General features: G+C 47.1%; 24 protein-coding genes. 17 read left to right on the forward strand and 7 right to left on the reverse strand.

Going from position 1 to position 17,640, the window contains the following annotated elements:
- The first annotated feature begins 112 nt into the window (after positions 1-112).
- The 3 genes from HUF19_RS07065 to HUF19_RS07075 all read left to right on the forward strand — a co-directional run bounded on the left by HUF19_RS07065 (position 113) and on the right by HUF19_RS07075 (position 2,411).
- Positions 113-1,036, forward strand: a complete 924-nt coding sequence (locus HUF19_RS07065) for a D-2-hydroxyacid dehydrogenase (protein WP_260999118.1) — start codon at positions 113-115, stop codon at positions 1,034-1,036.
- 104 nt (positions 1,037-1,140) lie between these two features.
- Complete coding sequence (locus HUF19_RS07070; RefSeq protein WP_260999119.1) at positions 1,141-1,803, forward strand: LON peptidase substrate-binding domain-containing protein; 663 nt, start codon at positions 1,141-1,143, stop codon at positions 1,801-1,803.
- Positions 1,804-1,847: 44 nt separating this feature from the next.
- A complete protein-coding gene (locus HUF19_RS07075) occupies positions 1,848-2,411 on the forward strand; it encodes a rod shape-determining protein (RefSeq protein ID WP_260999120.1) in 564 nt (187 codons plus the stop codon).
- A gap of 118 nt (positions 2,412-2,529) precedes the next feature.
- On the opposite strand, the gene HUF19_RS07080 is transcribed toward HUF19_RS07075, so the two are convergent.
- On the reverse strand, positions 2,530-2,748 hold the full coding sequence (locus HUF19_RS07080; RefSeq protein WP_260999121.1) for a hypothetical protein: 219 nt from the start codon (positions 2,746-2,748) through the stop codon (positions 2,530-2,532).
- 191 nt (positions 2,749-2,939) lie between these two features.
- Here HUF19_RS07080 and HUF19_RS07085 point away from each other — a divergent pair, with 191 nt between their 5' ends.
- A complete protein-coding gene (locus tag HUF19_RS07085; protein ID WP_260999122.1) occupies positions 2,940-3,719 on the forward strand; it encodes a helix-turn-helix domain-containing protein in 780 nt (259 codons plus the stop codon).
- A 30-nt stretch (positions 3,720-3,749) separates the two neighbouring features.
- On the opposite strand, the gene HUF19_RS07090 is transcribed toward HUF19_RS07085, so the two are convergent.
- Both HUF19_RS07090 and HUF19_RS07095 read right to left on the reverse strand, forming a co-directional pair.
- On the reverse strand, positions 3,750-4,145 hold the full coding sequence (locus HUF19_RS07090) for a VOC family protein (protein ID WP_260999123.1): 396 nt from the start codon (positions 4,143-4,145) through the stop codon (positions 3,750-3,752).
- 499 nt (positions 4,146-4,644) lie between these two features.
- A complete protein-coding gene (locus HUF19_RS07095; protein ID WP_260999124.1) occupies positions 4,645-5,613 on the reverse strand; it encodes an integron integrase in 969 nt (322 codons plus the stop codon).
- Between the two features lie 341 nt (positions 5,614-5,954).
- On the opposite strand from HUF19_RS07095, the gene HUF19_RS07100 reads away from it, so the two are divergent.
- Complete coding sequence (locus HUF19_RS07100) at positions 5,955-6,374, forward strand: hypothetical protein (RefSeq protein WP_260999125.1); 420 nt, start codon at positions 5,955-5,957, stop codon at positions 6,372-6,374.
- An 18-nt stretch (positions 6,375-6,392) separates the two neighbouring features.
- On the forward strand, positions 6,393-6,887 hold the full coding sequence (locus tag HUF19_RS07105; protein ID WP_260999126.1) for a hypothetical protein: 495 nt from the start codon (positions 6,393-6,395) through the stop codon (positions 6,885-6,887).
- 27 nt (positions 6,888-6,914) lie between these two features.
- Here HUF19_RS07105 and HUF19_RS07110 read toward each other — a convergent pair whose 3' ends face one another.
- Positions 6,915-7,049, reverse strand: coding sequence for a hypothetical protein (locus tag HUF19_RS07110; protein ID WP_260999127.1), 135 nt, complete (start codon positions 7,047-7,049; stop codon positions 6,915-6,917).
- A gap of 8 nt (positions 7,050-7,057) precedes the next feature.
- The gene (locus HUF19_RS07115) at positions 7,058-7,270 is read right to left on the reverse strand and encodes a hypothetical protein (protein WP_260999128.1); all 213 of its coding nucleotides are present in this window, start codon (positions 7,268-7,270) and stop codon (positions 7,058-7,060) included.
- A 77-nt stretch (positions 7,271-7,347) separates the two neighbouring features.
- On the opposite strand from HUF19_RS07115, the gene HUF19_RS07120 reads away from it, so the two are divergent.
- From HUF19_RS07120 to HUF19_RS07170, 11 genes are all read left to right on the forward strand, one after another.
- Positions 7,348-7,686, forward strand: a complete 339-nt coding sequence (locus HUF19_RS07120; RefSeq protein WP_260999129.1) for a hypothetical protein — start codon at positions 7,348-7,350, stop codon at positions 7,684-7,686.
- Between the two features lie 92 nt (positions 7,687-7,778).
- Complete coding sequence (locus tag HUF19_RS07125) at positions 7,779-8,393, forward strand: hypothetical protein (protein ID WP_260999130.1); 615 nt, start codon at positions 7,779-7,781, stop codon at positions 8,391-8,393.
- A 95-nt stretch (positions 8,394-8,488) separates the two neighbouring features.
- A complete protein-coding gene (locus tag HUF19_RS07130; protein ID WP_260999131.1) occupies positions 8,489-8,851 on the forward strand; it encodes a hypothetical protein in 363 nt (120 codons plus the stop codon).
- Positions 8,852-8,983: 132 nt separating this feature from the next.
- Positions 8,984-9,622 (forward strand): hypothetical protein, encoded by a 639-nt coding sequence (locus HUF19_RS07135; RefSeq protein WP_260999132.1) that lies wholly within the window; start codon positions 8,984-8,986, stop codon positions 9,620-9,622.
- An 85-nt stretch (positions 9,623-9,707) separates the two neighbouring features.
- A complete protein-coding gene (locus HUF19_RS07140) occupies positions 9,708-10,022 on the forward strand; it encodes a hypothetical protein (RefSeq protein WP_260999133.1) in 315 nt (104 codons plus the stop codon).
- An 88-nt stretch (positions 10,023-10,110) separates the two neighbouring features.
- The gene (locus tag HUF19_RS07145) at positions 10,111-10,530 is read left to right on the forward strand and encodes a hypothetical protein (RefSeq protein WP_260999134.1); all 420 of its coding nucleotides are present in this window, start codon (positions 10,111-10,113) and stop codon (positions 10,528-10,530) included.
- The gene (locus HUF19_RS07150) at positions 10,523-10,750 is read left to right on the forward strand and encodes a hypothetical protein (protein WP_260999135.1); all 228 of its coding nucleotides are present in this window, start codon (positions 10,523-10,525) and stop codon (positions 10,748-10,750) included. Before HUF19_RS07145 ends, HUF19_RS07150 begins: the two co-directional genes overlap by 8 nt.
- A 99-nt stretch (positions 10,751-10,849) precedes the next feature.
- Positions 10,850-11,542, forward strand: coding sequence for an AbiV family abortive infection protein (locus tag HUF19_RS07155; protein WP_260999136.1), 693 nt, complete (start codon positions 10,850-10,852; stop codon positions 11,540-11,542).
- A 17-nt stretch (positions 11,543-11,559) separates the two neighbouring features.
- On the forward strand, positions 11,560-11,880 hold the full coding sequence (locus HUF19_RS07160) for a hypothetical protein (protein WP_260999137.1): 321 nt from the start codon (positions 11,560-11,562) through the stop codon (positions 11,878-11,880).
- 350 nt (positions 11,881-12,230) lie between these two features.
- Positions 12,231-12,929 carry a type II secretion system protein GspG gene (locus tag HUF19_RS07165; RefSeq protein WP_260999138.1) on the forward strand — a complete coding sequence of 233 codons (699 nt, stop codon included), beginning with the start codon at positions 12,231-12,233 and terminating at the stop codon, positions 12,927-12,929.
- A 108-nt stretch (positions 12,930-13,037) separates the two neighbouring features.
- Positions 13,038-13,376, forward strand: a complete 339-nt coding sequence (locus HUF19_RS07170) for a DUF6678 family protein (protein WP_260999139.1) — start codon at positions 13,038-13,040, stop codon at positions 13,374-13,376.
- A gap of 652 nt (positions 13,377-14,028) precedes the next feature.
- On the opposite strand, the gene HUF19_RS07175 is transcribed toward HUF19_RS07170, so the two are convergent.
- Together HUF19_RS07175 and HUF19_RS07180 are read right to left on the reverse strand one after the other, a co-directional pair.
- Positions 14,029-14,448, reverse strand: coding sequence for a hypothetical protein (locus HUF19_RS07175; RefSeq protein ID WP_260999140.1), 420 nt, complete (start codon positions 14,446-14,448; stop codon positions 14,029-14,031).
- Positions 14,449-14,587: 139 nt separating this feature from the next.
- Positions 14,588-17,530 (reverse strand): valine--tRNA ligase, encoded by a 2,943-nt coding sequence (locus HUF19_RS07180; protein WP_260999141.1) that lies wholly within the window; start codon positions 17,528-17,530, stop codon positions 14,588-14,590.
- Positions 17,531-17,640 lie beyond the last annotated feature (110 nt).

Below are 17,640 nucleotides of genomic sequence, written 5' to 3' on the forward strand. Positions count from 1 at the left end.
CGGATTTCATCCGCCTGCTGTGCAACAGACTGTTGTATTGTCTGGCACAGTTACCAACAATGGCCGGAATAAGCAGGGTCTGACCCACACATCCTGAACAGGAACAGCGAACATGATGAAAGCCGTATTACTGGATGCCGACACACTGGGTTCGGGTGTCGATTTAGAGCCAATCCGCGCCGTGGTCAGTGAGCTGCGGGTATTTGCCCGCACCAGCCCGGAGCAGCTGCAGGAGCATCTGGCCGATGCCGAACTGATCATTACCAATAAAGTGCAGATCCCCGACTGGGCTATGCAGGGCCGTAAGGGCATTCTGGTGCTGGCTACCGGCACCAATAATATTGATATGGATGCTGCCCGGGCGCAGGGTGTCCCCGTGCGTAATGTCAGCAACTACGGTACGCACTCGGTGGCTCAGCATACCTTAATGCTGATGCTGGCTTTAGCCGCGCGTTTGCCGCGTTATCAGCACGATGTCCGTGGCGGAAGCTGGCAGCAAAGCCCGTTCTTTTGTTTGCTGAATCACAATACGACTGAGCTGGCGGGCAAAACCCTGGTGATTGTTGGTCAGGGCACGCTGGGCAGTGCCGTGGCTAAACTGGCTGAAGCTTTTGGCATGACGGTCATATTCTGTGCCCGCCCCGGAGCAGAAGATGACAGGCGGTTATCGTTTGAGCAGGCGATCGAGCAGGCTGATGTGCTCAGTTTTCATTGCCCGCTCAATGAACACACCCGGCACCTGCTCAATCGCGACAATATCGACCGCCTGAAACGCGGCTGTCTGGTGGTGAACTGTGCACGCGGTGGCATCATCGACGAAATGGCCGCACTCTGGGCGTTACAGTCTGGGCATCTGGGTGGGCTGGCGGTCGATGTATTACCGGTCGAACCACCGAGCGAAGGGCACCCGCTGCTGTCTGCGCTTAAGCAGGGCAATCTTAATCTGATTGTTACTCCGCATAACGCCTGGATCAGCCCGCAGGCGCGGCAGAATATTATTAACCTGACCGCCGATAATATCCGCGCACTGGGATAACAGTGGCAGTCGGGCACTGTCGTATGTGTTTCCCTTCGATTCGGGTTCTGCCGCCTCTGTAAATCGCGTTATAGTGTTTGAGTGCATGCATGTGCGGAGGCTGTATGAGCAAGCTGTGTATTTTCCCGATTCCGGGCTGCGTTACCTTTCCCGGTACCGTGTTCCCGCTGCACGTATTTGAGCCGCGCTATCGCGCCATGATTCAGCATTGTCTCGACACCGGTATGCCGGTGGCCATCTGTCATACCGAAAAAATGATCAGTCCCGGCAAACCCACCGATAACCTGAAAGAAGCGCTGAACAGCAATCAGGCAACCTACCGGCCATACCCGGTTGTCAGCGCCGGGCGTTGCGAGCTGGTCGATACCAGCGAAGACGGCCGCATGTACCTCAATGTGCACATCGAACAGCGTTACCGTTTGGGAGAAGCGGTGCAGCTCTTGCCCTATCAGATCTACGAATGTGAGCCCTTTCCCGACCGCGAATTATCCGCCGCAGAAGCCGGGCAGGATGAGGCCGATAATGCTTTATTAAAAGATAAAATCCTGCACCGTCTTTACGCTTTGGGGCAGGGCGACGAGGATGTAAAACGCAGTATTGAATATTTAATGGAATCACAAGAGTGGCAAACAAAAAGTGCGCAGGCATTCAGCTTTGAACTGTTTGGAATGATCGCTTTCGATGCCGATATTCTGCAGGAAATTCTGGAAATGGATTCTGCCAACGAGCGCCTGAACTATACGCTGGCACTGCTGAACGACGTGTAGCGAAATTTTCTGCATACCAAATGACCGATGATTAAGGGAATAACATGCTGTCTGCTTTTATCCGCTCACTGCCGTCCGGCACCTGCTATGCGCAACTGTGGAGCGACCGTATCCGGATCAGCTGCACGCAATCGGCCAGGGTATTTGACGACCAGCCGTTATTGATTATTCGTAGCGGAAAAAGTAAGAAAATTGTGATGGCCGTTGGCCGTCATGCTGCGCAGTTGTATCAGCAAGAGCAATTACAAAAACAGCGCAGCGAACAGCGGAATGAACAACCCAATGAAAAGCCAGAGCCAGATTTAACACTGGTTAATCCTTTCGATCATCCACGGTTGTTAATTGCCGATTTTGCTTATGCGGAAAAACTGCTGCGTTACGCTATTTACCGCGTGTATGAAAAAAGTGTTCTGCCACGTTCGCCCGTGCTGATTATTCAGCCGATGGAAAAAACAGAAGGCGGCATTAATGAGATCGAGCGGCGCATGTACACCGAGCTTGGGCTGGGTGCCGGAGCGCGTAAAGTATATGTGCACGATGGAGCCCCTCTTGCTCATCCGCTGAGGGCTGAAGATACTGATCTGAAGCGGATAATCGCTGATAAATAAACAACAGGCCTGAAACCTCTGCGGCAGGGGCTCAGGCCTGATCAGGCAGATAAGCGGCGTGAAGCCGGTTCCGGACTGGCAAAAGGCCTGCGCAAACAGAGCGCAGAATAATCATTGCTCAGCTGCCAATTGTCGCAATTTTTTCCTTCAGTCTGGCCTGGTCGCGCTCAAAGCAGGCTTTCTTTTTCTGTTCTTTTTCAATCATCGCCGCCGGTACGCGGGAGATAAAACCATCGTTGTTCAGTTTGTTATCGATGCGATGAATTTCGTCTTCCAGACGTTCCACTTCGGCGGCCAGGCGAGTGAGTTCGTTGGTGTTTTCCATCAGGTCGGTCATGGTGATATTACCTCCGTGTGTATGCTGCACATATGGCGACTGCCATAGCAAACCTGCTTCAGCTCATTGATAGCGCAGGTTTTTTAGTTGAAACTCTGCATTCAAGTGTAGCCGCTTTTGCGGGTTTTGCCGTAAATCAGCAGCAGGGATGAGCTAAGCGCGTAAGCCTCCACGCCGGCGGAGTGCATCCCATGAACGAGGATGAGCCGATGAACCCGGTTATTTGTACCTGGTCAGCCGAACTGCCTGCGGGAACAGAGGTTATATGGCCCGATGGTTGCCGCGATGTAATTGCCATTATGCCGGCCGGACAGCCTGCAGCCTTGCTGTGCAGCGCACTGGACGAAAGCGCGCGTCACATACAATGCCAGACTGCCACGCGATTTATGGGCATCAGGCTGGCGCCGGGAGTGAGGTTCGCGTGGGAGAGGAAAGCTCCAGCCATGCTGCTGAGTGACCGTTATCTGCAGCGCTGGTCAGCGCCGCTGCTGCAGCTGACTGACCAGCACTCTGAGGCACAAAACAGCAGCACCAGTACAGACAACCTGCTGCGTTATCTGCAGCAACAGATTGATAACCACGCCATAACACCACCGGAATGGATCAACGCTTACCTGCTGGAATTGGCTGAACAGGACGGCGATTACCGGCCGCCAGGCGCTTCTGTGCACCGGCCGCGCAGCGAGCGCAACATGCGCCGCCTGCTGGTGGAATACACCGGCAGGCCACCGCGTTATTGGCAACAACTGGCGCGAATCCGTGCAACAGCACGGGCCATTGCCGGCAGCGATGAACCACTGGCTGCACTGGCAGCAGAATACCACTTTGCCGATCAGGCCCATATGAGCCGCGATATCCGCCGCTGGCTGGGATGCACCCCGGCTATGTTACGGGCAGACAATAACGGCAACGATCGGCGGGCCAACAATCTGGCCCGGCTGAGTGCGCCGGATGCCTTTACCCTGATTTAATCCGGTGGCCGCGATGGCTGATTCTGCGTCTTAATCCTGCGGCAGAAAGAACGGCTCAAATTCCGCCGCAGGCGCAATGGTATGATGGCAATACACCATCACTCCGGCCGGATCGACCACACCAAAACCACGGTCCCCCCAGGGATGATCATCCAGCGGAATTGCCACCGCCAGCCCTGCAGCCGTTAAGCTTTTGTGCAGGGCGTCGGCATCTTCCACGCGGATATTCAGAAAAATACCGCCGTTGAAAGGCACCATCCCCTCCTGTGGCTCCATCAGACACAGCTCCTGCCCGTTACTGAGGCGCAGCACCACATACCAGCCACAATCAAACAGCGGCCGGGCAGCAAAATACTGCTGATAAAAGCGACGGGCCTCCGCCAGCTGTGCCGTCACCACCGTCATGCTTGCCGATTCAATCTTCATAAAACCTCCGTTGTATTCAAAGCCCGGCCAGTACAGCGCAAATAGTCTCCGCTGTTTTGAATAATTCGGCCAATGTCACAGATCCTGAAAAAGAAGGAGCTGAAAAATAAAGGCCTGAAGAAGAGTGGTCTGAAGAAGAGGAGGCTAAGCAAGGTTAGGAAATCTGCGGAATGCGATACCGCAAGCGCGTTGGGATGTTCTGCAGGAAGTGCTATGGGAAGTGCTGCTTCACAACGTTTTGGGATACGTGGCCGGAAGCGTTGCTGGGAACGTTGCTGGAAGTGTTGTTGGCAAGAGCCAGTATCAATTGATCAGTAAATTATCAGTTGAGGGGGCCGATAAAGTCCGATAGTCTAATGAAAAAGCAGGGATTGCTGAACCTACCCGCTCGTCTGAGCAGCGGAACGGATGCTGATAGTCCCTGAGAACGATATGCATAAATCAAATATTGCCGGTCCTGTTGTGGCGTGAACAAGGAAGGGCGGCAGCGTGCCTGAATTCAGAACGATGCAATGGCATCCAGAGGGCTTGTAGTACCAGCAAAATGCTGACCAATCACATGGGTGTAGATTTGAGTGGTTGCCACATCGCTATGGCCTAATAATTCTTGCACGGTTCTGATATCTCGCCCGGAGCGTAAAAGCTCAGTGGCAAAACTATGACGAAAGGTATGGCAGGTAATTCGCTTAGAGGATAAGTTTGCGTCCTGTACTGCCTGCTTTAATGCCTTTCGAGGCACAGAATCATGGAGGTGATGGCGGCAGAGAATTTTCGTATGGGGGTGAATACAAACATTTGTCGATGGAAACACAAACATCCAGGCGGGTTGCCGGTGAGCGGAAGGGTACTTTTTACCCAGTACACCGGGTAGGGATGGACCCAAACCTTGTTGATTATCACTTTGTTGTAATGTAATCGCTTTATCAAAAAACTCATTACATAAGGGCTTCAGGCTGTGCGGCAAGATAGTGACACGATCTTTAGCGCCCTTGCCATCGAAGACGGTCAGCGACCCCTTGTTGAAGTCGAAGTCTTTTATTCGCAAACGTAAACATTCTGAAATTCGTAAGCCAGAACCGAATAACAGCGAGAAAATGAGCCGATCGCGGTTATCGCAGACACTCAGAATCCTTCCTACTTCGGCGGATGATAATACCGTAGGTAAGTGACGCGGTCGGGTAGCAAAGGTAAAACCGATATCACCAAGGGGCTGGTTCAGGTACTTATTATATAAAAATGCCAGAGCATTTAAGGCAATCTTTTGGGTGTTAATGGCAACATCCCTACGGTTGGCCAGAAAGCTCAGAAACATCACGACGTGATCTGGACTGAGGCTGGCGGGGTGCTGTAAGCGGTGAAACCGGATATAGAACCTGATCCAGTAGATATAGGTATGCTCTGTGCGGATGCTGTAGCCATGCAGCCGCATGAATTCACGGACCTCTGTCAGGAATATACTCTTCGCCATCCTGACCTCCGTATGTAAAGATGTACTGTTTATGTATACAGTGTATTTTAAGATTTTCAAGAAATTTGGCACGCTTTACATTCGTGCTTGCTCGTTTTTCCAGAGGGTAGTAACTTAAACGCCAAGTGAATCAATAACTTACAACCTTGGTTGACAAGTTTATGTGCGCTGGAAGTTGGAATTAACAGGCATGCGCGTTTTTCTGGAGGGGATTTTTTAGTTATGGAAGATTTTTCAGGCAGGTCAACGTGTTACGTGGGAATACTCGAAAGAGTCTCCCCGAATTAATGCGCACGCACACTAATAAGCTGTTATGTTTTCCTCGAGAATGTGAATATTCAATGAAAAATACAATCTACTTTCTCTTAACTATTTTCACTGGTGGTCTATTTCTTCCTTACTGGTTAGTTTCAATTTCAACTGAAATTAACGACCTGGATAATTCAGTGTTTCCTAATAGTACTAAGATTCGTAAAAATCTCCCATATTATTACGGAGGAGCAATCGTCACCTATGTCATATGCGTTATTCTGGCAATTTCAGGGAAAGATAGTAGCTTCTTGTTTTTTATCCCATGCTTTATCTTCGGTCTATCTCTTACAACTCTATATTTTTGGTCTGTATTTAAAATTTCAGATAAATTAAAAGGTCTTGGGGCTAAGCTACCAAATTCAGTAGTAATGGCCATTCTATCAGTATATTTTGTATCTCCATTAGTCATTCAAATTAAGCTAAATGGATTATCAGCATCAAAAACATAACAAGCAGCAGCAACGGACTTGCAAAATTGTCACTCGTTTTGCCAAAACCCGGCAAAACCAGCGCCAATTTTGCAAGCCGCTGTGCTGGGCGTTATAAGTCTTAATCAGCATGGAGCAAAAATGACAGAAACATGTAGTTGCGGTGATAAAGCTGAAGTCGGTGCAACAGTCGAATTTCAATGTAAGACCTGTGGAAATGTTATAGATAAATTTACTGTTAAGAAACCACTTAAAGCAGCTGGTATAGCCGCCATACTAGCTTATGGTGGAAGTCAATTTATAGACTACGCAATCACCGATAATCGTTATCCGCTGGCCGTCGAATACGCAGTTTTAGAAGCGTGCTCTAGCTCATATGAGGAGCCATTATCGTATAGCAGTTATGGCTCTAAGAAGAAATTGTGTCTTTGTGCCCTAGAAGACACGATGAACGAAATTTCGTATATACGATATAAGATAAATGAAGAAAGTTTTTTGAAAGCCTTTGAGCAGAATGCAAAGTCATGTAAGTAGCTTGGGCAAGCCCAAGCTACTTTTGGGTTAATCCCCCAAATAATCGTCGTTGTTTGGATTATGAGCATCGGCCCAGTCATCCATATCCGCATCATTATTCGGATTGTTGATGTCTGACCAAAGATCTAACTCATCATCAGACATTGTAGAGGTATCAGGCATAAATCCTCCTATTTACTTTTTGGTGGATTGTTGCCTCGACCACCACCAGAAGGATTGCCGGTTTTACTTGGTCCATTAGACGGTGGTGTTGATCCCGATTGACTTGCTGCGGATTGCGCTCTTGCGGCAAATGATCCTTTAGGGACAGCTCCACCATTTGCTTTTGCTGTCGCTGACTGAATTCGAGCAGCAGCGGCTTTTGACATTGAGTTTTTAGGCATAATTTACTCCAATTGAATTTAAAATTACTGTCCCCGCTGGGACAGCAAATTAAAGGTAACAGAGGTATAAGAGACAAATGGGGACAGCGGAGCTTCAGGAAGAGATTAAAAGGTTGCTAGGCAAGTTAAAGTGGTCGCAAAAAAGGCTTGGCCGTGAATTTTATTATGCTAAACATGATGACGATGACTCTGTTGAAATTAGTCGCTATGAAGAAAAGGCGAAAAAAGACCTTTCACGACAAAGCACAAGGCCTGATGTGTTGCAATCCTATCTAGATCTCATTGTGCAGCATAATGAATTTAAGAAACTGGATATTATTGTCCCTATATACCGAAGAAGTGATGTACTAAGTGAAGGCATGGAGCGTGGTATGGTAAAAATATCAAAGCTCATTAGCGAACTGGCTTCTGAGTAAGCGACTTATAACAAGGCGCTGCTGCCGGACAAATTTTCCGCTGCGCTTCAAATTTTCCGCAGAGCGCGGCGTTAAGTTTCCAAGGGAAAACGATGAAATCCTCAAATGAAGATATAGCGCTTCTAATTAAAACAGAAGATCCATTCAAGATTTCTGTATTGGGGTTTTCTGCAATAGAAGAAGCGCTAGAGCAGCTAATTCAGGAGGCACTTCCTAGTGCGCACAAAGTAGAGACTCAGAGGCTGTCCCCCAGTTTTAAAGTTGATTTGGCAATCGGGCTTGGTGTGTTTCCACATGATTTCAAAGGAATCGTTATAAAGCTATCAAAGATAAGAAATTCCTATGCCCATGAGTTCGACCTTAAAGTAAAGCCATTTAGAGATTCCGAACTGATTGCAGCAATGTCTAAAGAGCAGCGAGCATCCGTCACGGAGAAAGAAGATGTTGATTCTAGCTCCTGCTCGATTTTATCATTTGCTGTTTTGACAACGTACATAGAAGTAACGTCGAGAATCACCCATTTTCGGCAAGTTAGGGCAAGTAGAGTCAAACAGTTCGCTCATATCAAAGCCCTTCTGGAGGAAATTCCGGCACCGAAAATCGATCAATCCAGTAAGCATTACAATGAGTACTGTAAAGATCTTGATGAGCGGGTCGAAAAAAGACGGAATTCGATACTCGAAGAGATAGTTAGAAAGGAAACTTAACAAGCCAAGGCAGCGGGAAAAACTTTGCTTCGCTGCGCTCAAAACACAAAATTTTCCCCTGCTTGGGGCGTTATGCATCGAAAGGATTCAATATCGTGAAAACAATTAAGCATGTAATTTTATCATTAGCAATTGTTCCGTCACTACTTCAGGCTGACCCAAAAGAAAGATTTGAGCCAGAAGAAATAGTCGAAACTATCGCATTTGCGGATCGTTTGGCGGGCTCTAAGTGGATTTATCACTGGAGAGATAGAGACTACGAGTTTCGATTTAATGAAAATGGAAGTATAGGAATTTTAGATGGTTGGAGTAATGTGAAATGGGTAGTGGCAGGCAAGGAAGACGTAATCCTTGAAGGTGGCGCCCATAAAATGCTGCTTCACTTCAACGAACAAAAAAATGCGTTCTATACGCGAGATTGGGACGGTACTAAATCTGATGGCCGCCTGGCTAGGTAAGCAAGTATAAATGCATAACAAGGCCAGGCAATCGGACAGTCAAACCTGTCACTCGTTTTGCCATAAACCCGGCAAAACAAGCGCCAGCTTTGCCTGCCGTTGCTGGCGGCGTTATATTCATAGAGAGATATCGTGAAAACGGAAACAATAAAAAATATTACAACAGCCTTATTGCTAGGTGCAGTTGGCAGTGGAATCTGGTCTCTTGCTGGGGAGCCTGCATTTAAATGGTGCGTAGATGCCTTTATATCAATAGCCCAGATATTGAATGCCGGTTATTACGACTTGCTACATATTAATATTGGTAAGGGACTTCATGAGGAAAGTGGAATTTTCTTTAGGCTTCTTTTCAGTTATGTATTGGCATCTGCCGTATTGGTGCTTCCTTTTCTAGCGCACAAAACCTATAAAAGAGCAGCGAGCATCAAAGATAGGAAAAAGAAAGAAGAGGAAGATATTGATAAATCAATATTTTCAGTACAAAAAAAGTCGCGCCTTATTTTTATTTTCACAATCATTTATGCAGTTATTGCATTTCCCATTATGATCTCTCGGATAATTACCCAAGAATATAACAATGAAGCCGTAGTTTTTATCGAGCGCTCGATAGAAATTCTGTCGCCAGAATTAACAAGTAGCGAAATTATCCGTCTAAGAGCTGATTATAGAGCTATCTCTAATGCAGAAAGCTTCTATTCGGTATTTGATAATATGCAAAAGATAGCTTCTAAGAAGAATATAGAGCTGCCAAGTTTTGATGTGGCGAGATGAATATAACAAGTCAATCAATGACGCCCTTTCAGGGCTGGACCTCCGCACTGCGTGCTCCGGCCCATTATTGAGGCGTTAAGTGTCTATGGATATTTCACCGAAAACTAAAGAGGGTATCGTCGATATCAACATCCACGAGGAATCACACTTAGAAGAAATTCTTTGTGAGCTCGTTCAGCGTTTCGGTGATAGCGAGAGCGAAGATGTGCTAAAACAGTTTTTGATTGAGCGATTAGAATTAAAAGTAAAGCTTCATGAGGTTGCTTTTTACGAGATTGATTGCGCAACTAAAAAGTTTAGCGATGTTTCAATTGACTATGCGCTTGAAAGAATACAAAGCAGGGAATTTTGGCAATATGGAAATCAGCCTGAGTTGCATGTATATGCGGTCAACACTTAACAAGTCAATCAACTACGCGCCTTCGGCGCCGGACGCGCTAAAGCGCGTCGGTTATTGAGGCGTTAAAACTAATACAAAGTAGAGGTTTATGGACGAATACAAACTATTGATACATGTTCTTGAGTTTTGCGAAGAAAACGGGAGCAGGCACAATAATGTTCACTTTGATGTGGACCATAAGCTTGTAGAAGAGCTTTATGATCGCTATGGGGTGCAACCATCAATAGACGAGCTAAAGCAGATTGTTGATCGCTGTTATGCGAGAGAATGGTTAGAGCATGCCTATCTTGGAAGCGGTCGCCATAATGGCCTCAAGCTAACCTCAAAAGGCATGGGCGTTGCCACTTCAAAACGGAAATCCGAAGAGTTGCGAAAAAACCGCCCATTACCGAAAAAGGTTTCTGACTACATCGAAGACCACAAAGGCTTGTTTGTGCTTCTAGGCTCTTGTATTGCCTTAGCAGGCTTAATAATTAGCTTTCTAGCAAAGGGTTCCGGTAATGGATAAGAGCTACTCAATTGAAGTTAAATGTTTATTTTGTGACGCCACACTAAAGACAGGAGAAGGTCTGGAGCATCAGTCTGGCGATATGATTAAGTGCTCGGAATGTGGTGAGCTTAATGACTATGACTCTGTGCTAGAAGTCGCTAAAGAACAAGGTATAGAGTTGATCAAAAATGAACTAGAGAAAGATCTTAAATCAAAGTTAAAAAACTTATTCAAGTGAAAGTTTTAACAAGGCAAGGCAAAATCGTTCCGCTTCGCTCCACTGGACGCGCTACCGCGCGCCTTTGCTTGCGGCGTTAGTTGCATACCAAGGGTTGAGATGAAGGAAGGGGTTTCGCATTATAAATTGGTCAAAATCGCAGTGGAGTCCTTAAGGAATTCATTGAGGCTTCATTTTGATGCTGTTCTGCTATTTGAGAATGAATCATATCCATCTGCCTTCCAGCTTTCAGTTTTGTCGCTCGAAGAATTTGCCAAGGCCAAGTGGGTTGAGCACTATATATGGTCATCCTTAACAAATGATGGCTATCCAGATGCGGCCTTTGAACAAAAGTGGTTAAAGCTTCTTTACCAGCATCCTGAAAAACAATGGGCATTCATGGCGCGAGAAATATGGGATTATTCGCCAAAATTCGCTGAATTTATTAAAGGTAGAGGTCTGGAAGAGAAAAAGCAGAATGCCACTTATGTTGGCCTGTCCCGCTCAAAAGGAAAAGTTGATGCTTCGAGCCGGGTCTCTCTCCCAACTAGAATCAAAGAGAAAGATGCTCAGCAACTCATATCCCTTATTAATAATGAGTATCTTGAAATTATCAAGCTCATTGAAATTCAGGAATGGTTCTTTGATGTAGAGGGAATGGATGAAATTATGTCCCCAGATGTGAAATCGAAGCTAGAGAAATGGCCATATAAAACAGGCCTAAAATCACGGCGTTGGAGCAAAACGTGGTTCAGCCAAGCAGCAACTAACAAATCAAGCAAGAAGGACGCGCAAAAGCGCGCCTCTTCTTGAGGCGTTAGAGGTCAACTATGTATTACGATAGGCTTCACTTAACTAGGACTCTTGTTAAATTTTTACGGGAGCATAAACATCCAAATGAAAAATGCGTAGATATTATTGCTGATTGTTTGTCTGAGCTTGAAAAAGACAGAGAAGATTTAGCTTATAAAGTATATGAGCATTTTCGTAGTTCTTGTGGCCTTGGACGCATGGGCTGTTTTGATGATCAGGGTGTTTCTACTGTTTATGACCATGAGAATGGTGAGTGTGTTGAAACAATTTATAGAGCCTTATTGGTTAGGTGGTCTCAGGTAATGATGAGCCTAGCGCCAAAAGACTCTAACAAATAAAGGCATTGGACGCGAAAACTCGCGCCCATGCTTTAAGCGTTAACCTTCATCCGATTAGAAAGGAGTAGAAATGAAAATAATTGGAATAATATCGATCCTGCTTTTAGCAGGCTGTGCATCAGGTGGTACAGCTCACAATAGCGCTCAATCGGCGAGTGATGCCGCGAACTCATCAGCGGCAGCAAGTGCTGCTGCTAACGCTGCGACTGCCGCATCTAATGCAGCGTCTCATCAAATTATGCATCACACACCACCTCCACCTCCACCACCAATGTTTTAGGTTAACAAAGCCAGCCAGAGGGACGTTAACGCCCCTGCTGGTAGGCGTTATAAATTAAGAAGTAGATGTAATGAATAAAGAACCAAATTTTGAAGAGTACTCATACGAAAACTTGCTTTCCGCCTACCGAGTTATTAATGGGGAAAAATACCCAGAACGAAAAGAAATAATTGCAAAACTAATTGATGAGCGAAAAGATTCGGCTGAAGCTGTAGCTTTGCGTGAAACATATGCTAAAGAAGATAAATCTCCTGGCTGTCTTGGGTTTGTAATTGGTGGTTTGTCTTTCATTCCACTAATTGGGGTTATTTTTGGAATAATTGCAATTGTATGGGGGTTCGCTGTTAAAAATACGACACTTAAAGTAGTGGGTAGTTTGGGTATTGCCTTTACAATTATTCTGTATAGCTCGCTAGGCTATTTTGGATTTGTTCAAGAGGACGGTGTCTACGACGAGCTTCGTCAAAAAATGGCAAAATCACAACTTAATAGTGCGATTCAAGCTATTGAATTTTATAAGGTTCAAAATGGCAGCTACCCAGAATCACTGAAAATACTACAAGAATCGCTACCAGAAAACTCCTTTGTATTTTTGTTTGACCCAACGCAAATTGATGCGACTGAAGGTGTGTACTATTTCTATGAGCTTCTAGGTGACAGTAAATACCATATAAGAGCTCTTGGAAGAGATGGTGTTTTTAATACTGAAGACGATGTATTACCTACTCCAATGGATAATATTGGGCTGGTGGTAGATTACTCAAGATAATTTATAACAAAGCCTTGCTTGGGATGAACCCAAGAAGGCGGCGTTATACGAGTATATATGCATAAGAATACGCGTGAGATTATTGTGAAGCGGCAGCTAACATCAGTTATGAACCGTACTAAATGGTTGAAGCTAGGTGAGGTTGTACAGTCTTTTGGTGATTTTGAGCCATCAGTTAATTATGAGGTGTTTGACGAAGAGACCACTTATGGATTCTCAACAATTCACTGGGATCAGTTTGCAGCGATATCTGAAAGTGTACTGTGGCTAGACATACAACCGTATAAAAGTGGGCGCATTGGAGCTTTGGTTAAGGATAGAAAAACTGATATTCGCGCCGAACTCATAAAAAAACTAAAAGATAAGTCTATACCATATTCATTTGAAGAAGGTAATATTCGTGTTTGGGGATACATAGCTCCTGGACAGCATATAGATTTCGTATAACAAGCGGCTGCACCGAACAAATGATCTTCCCCCGCTTTAACGGACACCAAAGTCAAACTGACGAGGTGTCCAATGCCAAAATATACTCAGCCAAGAAAGACCTGGTAGTATTCAAGCGAGTTCAAGGTTAAAACGGTTCAGCAGAGACTGATTGAAGGGCGCAGGTAGTTGGCAATACGCTCACTGATCATTCGTTGATTATTGAAGGGTGCCTTATCATTAAATGTGGTCTTAACTGTAGGTGATAGTGCATGTTGTCTTGAATGTGGATGGGGTCTTGTCGAAAATATCTGATTTTTCAATTTTCAGGATTATTTTCTTATTTGTTTGTTCATCACCGGTCGAACTTTTAACGATTAGGTCATATTCCTGCTGATTCTTTGATATACCAATTTCCAGGAAGTAATACTGGTTTAGACGTTTTCGAAGCGCTGTCCGGATGTATGTTGATATCTTGTCAATTTTTCTTATTTCATTCTCAACAAGAGTTTTCTGATCGCCATCCTCACAGTACACGCTAAAGGGGTAGTGTTTAGACGATGTGCTGATAGCCTTGTTTGCATGTTCATTGGAATGTGCATATGCACATAGAAAAATAACAAGAGCTATTGCTGCCCGCATATGCTTCTTCTCAGACTATGGGTGTATTATTTTATTCGAATTTCGAGTATACGTTTCTTTGATGGTATATCAATATTTGAAGAAATACTGATTTTCGAACAGCAGAGTAAGTATCATGAGTATCACCCGCCACTTTCCCTGATCTGCTTCTTACAAGCCGCACACAGCGGCAGCCTCCCAGCTTGCGGCGATAGTTTCCGGATGCCCAGTCATTTCCTATTTTGCTGTAGTCAAATTTAAACGGCAGTTCACGTTCCGGGTTATTGAATGCCGGGTCGGATACGCTGATACCGCATTCTGTGCACTGGCTGGCGGATTGCGAAATTACTATCTGCAGCGGAATAAGCGGAATCAGCAGTAAGAGGGCAGCAAGAGGAATCTGAGGTGTTATCAGTACCCAGATAATCAGCCCGAGGGTGCCTGTTGCTGTCAGGAGACGGAAGGGTGTCATTATTCTATCCGGCGTGTGCTTAGATTTTTCACTGGCTGACGACTTGCGGATGTTACGGTATTTCTGGCAGGCATAAATAAAAAAACCGCCGACTCTTATCAAGTGGGCGGTTTTTATTGCAGAGCAGGTAAGTCAGCGCTTACAGCGCCTTAATTTTCTCGATCTGCTCTTTGAGCTTAACAATGTCGCGCTCAAAGCCTGCGGCTTTTTCTTTCTCTTTTTCCAGAACCGCAGCCGGTGCTTTTTCGGTAAAGCCCGGGTTGGCGAGTTTGTTGGTTACGCGCTCCAGTTCTTTTTCCAGCTTCTCGATGGATTTGCCTAAGCGGGCGACTTCGGCGTCTTTATCGATAAAGCCGGCCATCGGAATCAGCACTTCCATATCGCCAACCAGCTGGGTGACCGACATCGGCTCTTCGTCGCCGTCGTTCAGCCAGGTGAGTTTTTCCAGCTTGGCCAGTTTCATCAGGAAGGTCTGGTTTTCTTCTGCGCGGCGGAAGTCTTCGTCGTCGCCGTTTTTAAACAGCAGCTCCAGTTCTTTACCCGGTGCAATATTCATTTCTGCACGGATATTACGCACGGCGGTGATCACACCCTGCAGCCATTCGATATCGGCTTCGGCCTGGGCATCAATAAAGGCGTCCTGTGCCTGCGGATATTGCGCCAGCATAATCGTGTCACCGGTTTTTCCGGCAAGATCTTTTACCTGATGCCAGATCGATTCCGTAATAAATGGAATAATCGGGTGCGCCAGACGCAAGGTGGCTTCCAGTACGCGTACCAGGGTGCCACGGGTGCCGCGCTTGGCTTCTTCTGGCGCGTTGGCATCCCACAGCACCGGCTTGGACAGTTCCAGATACCAGTCGCAGTATTCGTTCCAGATAAATTCGTACAGCGCCTGTGCGGCCATATCGAAACGATACTGGTCCATATGGCGGGTTACTTCTTTTTCGGCATTCTGCAGGCGCGAAATAATCCAGCGGTCGGCCAGTGACAGTACGGCTGGTTCACCATTGGCACCACAGGCAACTTTCATATCGTCGGTAATGGCGATATTGGTACCGGCTGCGGCAGCGTTTTCCACGGCTTCTTCGCCCGCCACGCTGAGCATCACGTAGCGTGACGCGTTCCATAATTTATTACAGAAATTACGGTAGCCCTCGAGGCGCTTCATATCCCAGTTAATATCACGGCCGGTTGAGGCCATGGCGGCAAGGGTAAAGCGCAAAGCATCGGTGCCGTGTGGGGCAATACCTTCCGGGAATTCTTTTTTGGTGCGCTTGCCGATTTTTTCCGCCAGCTGCGGCTGCATCATATTGCCGGTGCGTTTTTCCAGCAGTTCTTCCAGCGAAATACCGTCGATCATATCCAGCGGGTCAAGAACGTTGCCCTTGGATTTCGACATTTTCTGTCCGACTTCGTCGCGGATCAAACCGGTAACGTATACGGTTTTAAACGGCACCTGCGGTTTGCCATCTTCATCTTTGCAGAAGTGCATGGTCATCATGATCATGCGCGCTACCCAGAAGAAAATAATATCGAAACCGGTAACCAGTACGTCGGTTGGATGGAAATCGGCCATGCGCTTAGCCACTTCCGGGTCGTCCAGATTTGGCCAGCCGAGCGTACCGAACGTCCACAGGGCAGAGGAGAACCAGGTGTCGAGTACGTCGTTGTCCTGACGCAGTTCAACGTCGTCGGCCAGATGATTCTGCGCGCGTACTTCGGCTTCGTCGTGGGCAACGTAGACGTTACCTTCTTCGTCGTACCAGGCCGGAATGCGGTGACCCCACCACAGCTGACGGGAAATACACCAGTCCTGAATATCGCGCATCCAGCTGAAGTACATATTTTCGTAAGATTTCGGCACAAACTGAATATCGCCGTTTTCGACGGCTTCAATCGCCGGTTTGGCCAGGGTCTTGGCATCCACATACCACTGATCGGTGAGCATTGGCTCAATCACCACGCCGCCACGGTCGCCGTAAGGTACGGTTAAATCGTGGTCTTTAATTTCCTGCAGCAGGCCTGCGGCTTCAAAATCGGCAACAATGGCTTTACGCGCAGCAAAGCGCTCCATGCCACGGTATTTTTCCGGGATGCTGGCGTCGATGTCGTTATTCACGCTGCCGTCGGTATTAAATACCTGCGCGGTTTCGCGCACGTCAGCATTAAAGGTGAAAATATTGATCATCGGCAGGCCGCAACGCTTGCCCACTTCGTAGTCGTTAAAATCGTGCGCCGGGGTTACTTTTACCGCGCCGGTGCCTTTTTCCATATCGGCGTGCTCATCGCCCACGATCGGAATGCGGCGGCCCACTAATGGCAGAATAATGTCTTTGCCGATTAAATCTTTATAACGCGGATCTTCCGGGTTAACCGCTACACCGGTATCACCGAGCATGGTTTCCGGACGGGTGGTGGCCACCACGATGTAGTCTTTGCCTTCTGCGGTTTTCAGGCCATCCGCCAGCGGATAGCGCAGGTGCCACATAAAGCCTTTGGATTCTTTATTTTCCACTTCCAGATCAGAAATGGCGGTGTGCAGTTTCGGGTCCCAGTTGACCAGGCGCTTGCCACGGTAAATCAGGCCGTCTTTATGCAGGCGGATAAACACTTCCTGTACGGCTTTGTAGAAACCGTCATCCATGGTGAAGCGTTCGGTGTCCCAGTCGACCGAGTTACCCAGACGACGCATCTGGCCCGTAATCGTACCGCCGGATTGTTCTTTCCATTCCCAGACTTTTTCGAGGAATTTTTCGCGGCCCAATTCGTGACGATCCGGCTGGCCTTCGGCCGCCAGTTTACGCTCAACCACCATCTGCGTGGCGATACCGGCGTGGTCGGTACCTACCTGCCACAGGGCTTTTTTACCCTGCATGCGCTTGTAGCGGGTGAGGGCATCCTGAATGGTGTGCTGGAAGGCGTGACCCATGTGCAGCGAGCCGGTGACGTTCGGCGGCGGGATCATGATGGAGTAACCTTCGCCGGTCAGTCCGTCCTGATAAGGCTTGAAGTAGCCTTTTTCTTCCCACTCTTGGTACCAGGTTTGTTCAAGGGCGCTGGGCTTGTACGTTTTATCCATGGTTCGCTGCTGCTCGTCTCGTCGTTATCGCAGCCAGTCCCGGCGGGGCAGAGGCTGGCTGGTTTCGGGTTCAGAAAAATGGCGCCGATTATAACGGAAACTGCGGTTCA

This window comes from Thalassolituus hydrocarboniclasticus (genome assembly GCF_025345565.1).
Taxonomy (GTDB): domain Bacteria; phylum Pseudomonadota; class Gammaproteobacteria; order Pseudomonadales; family Oceanobacteraceae; genus Venatoribacter; species Venatoribacter hydrocarboniclasticus.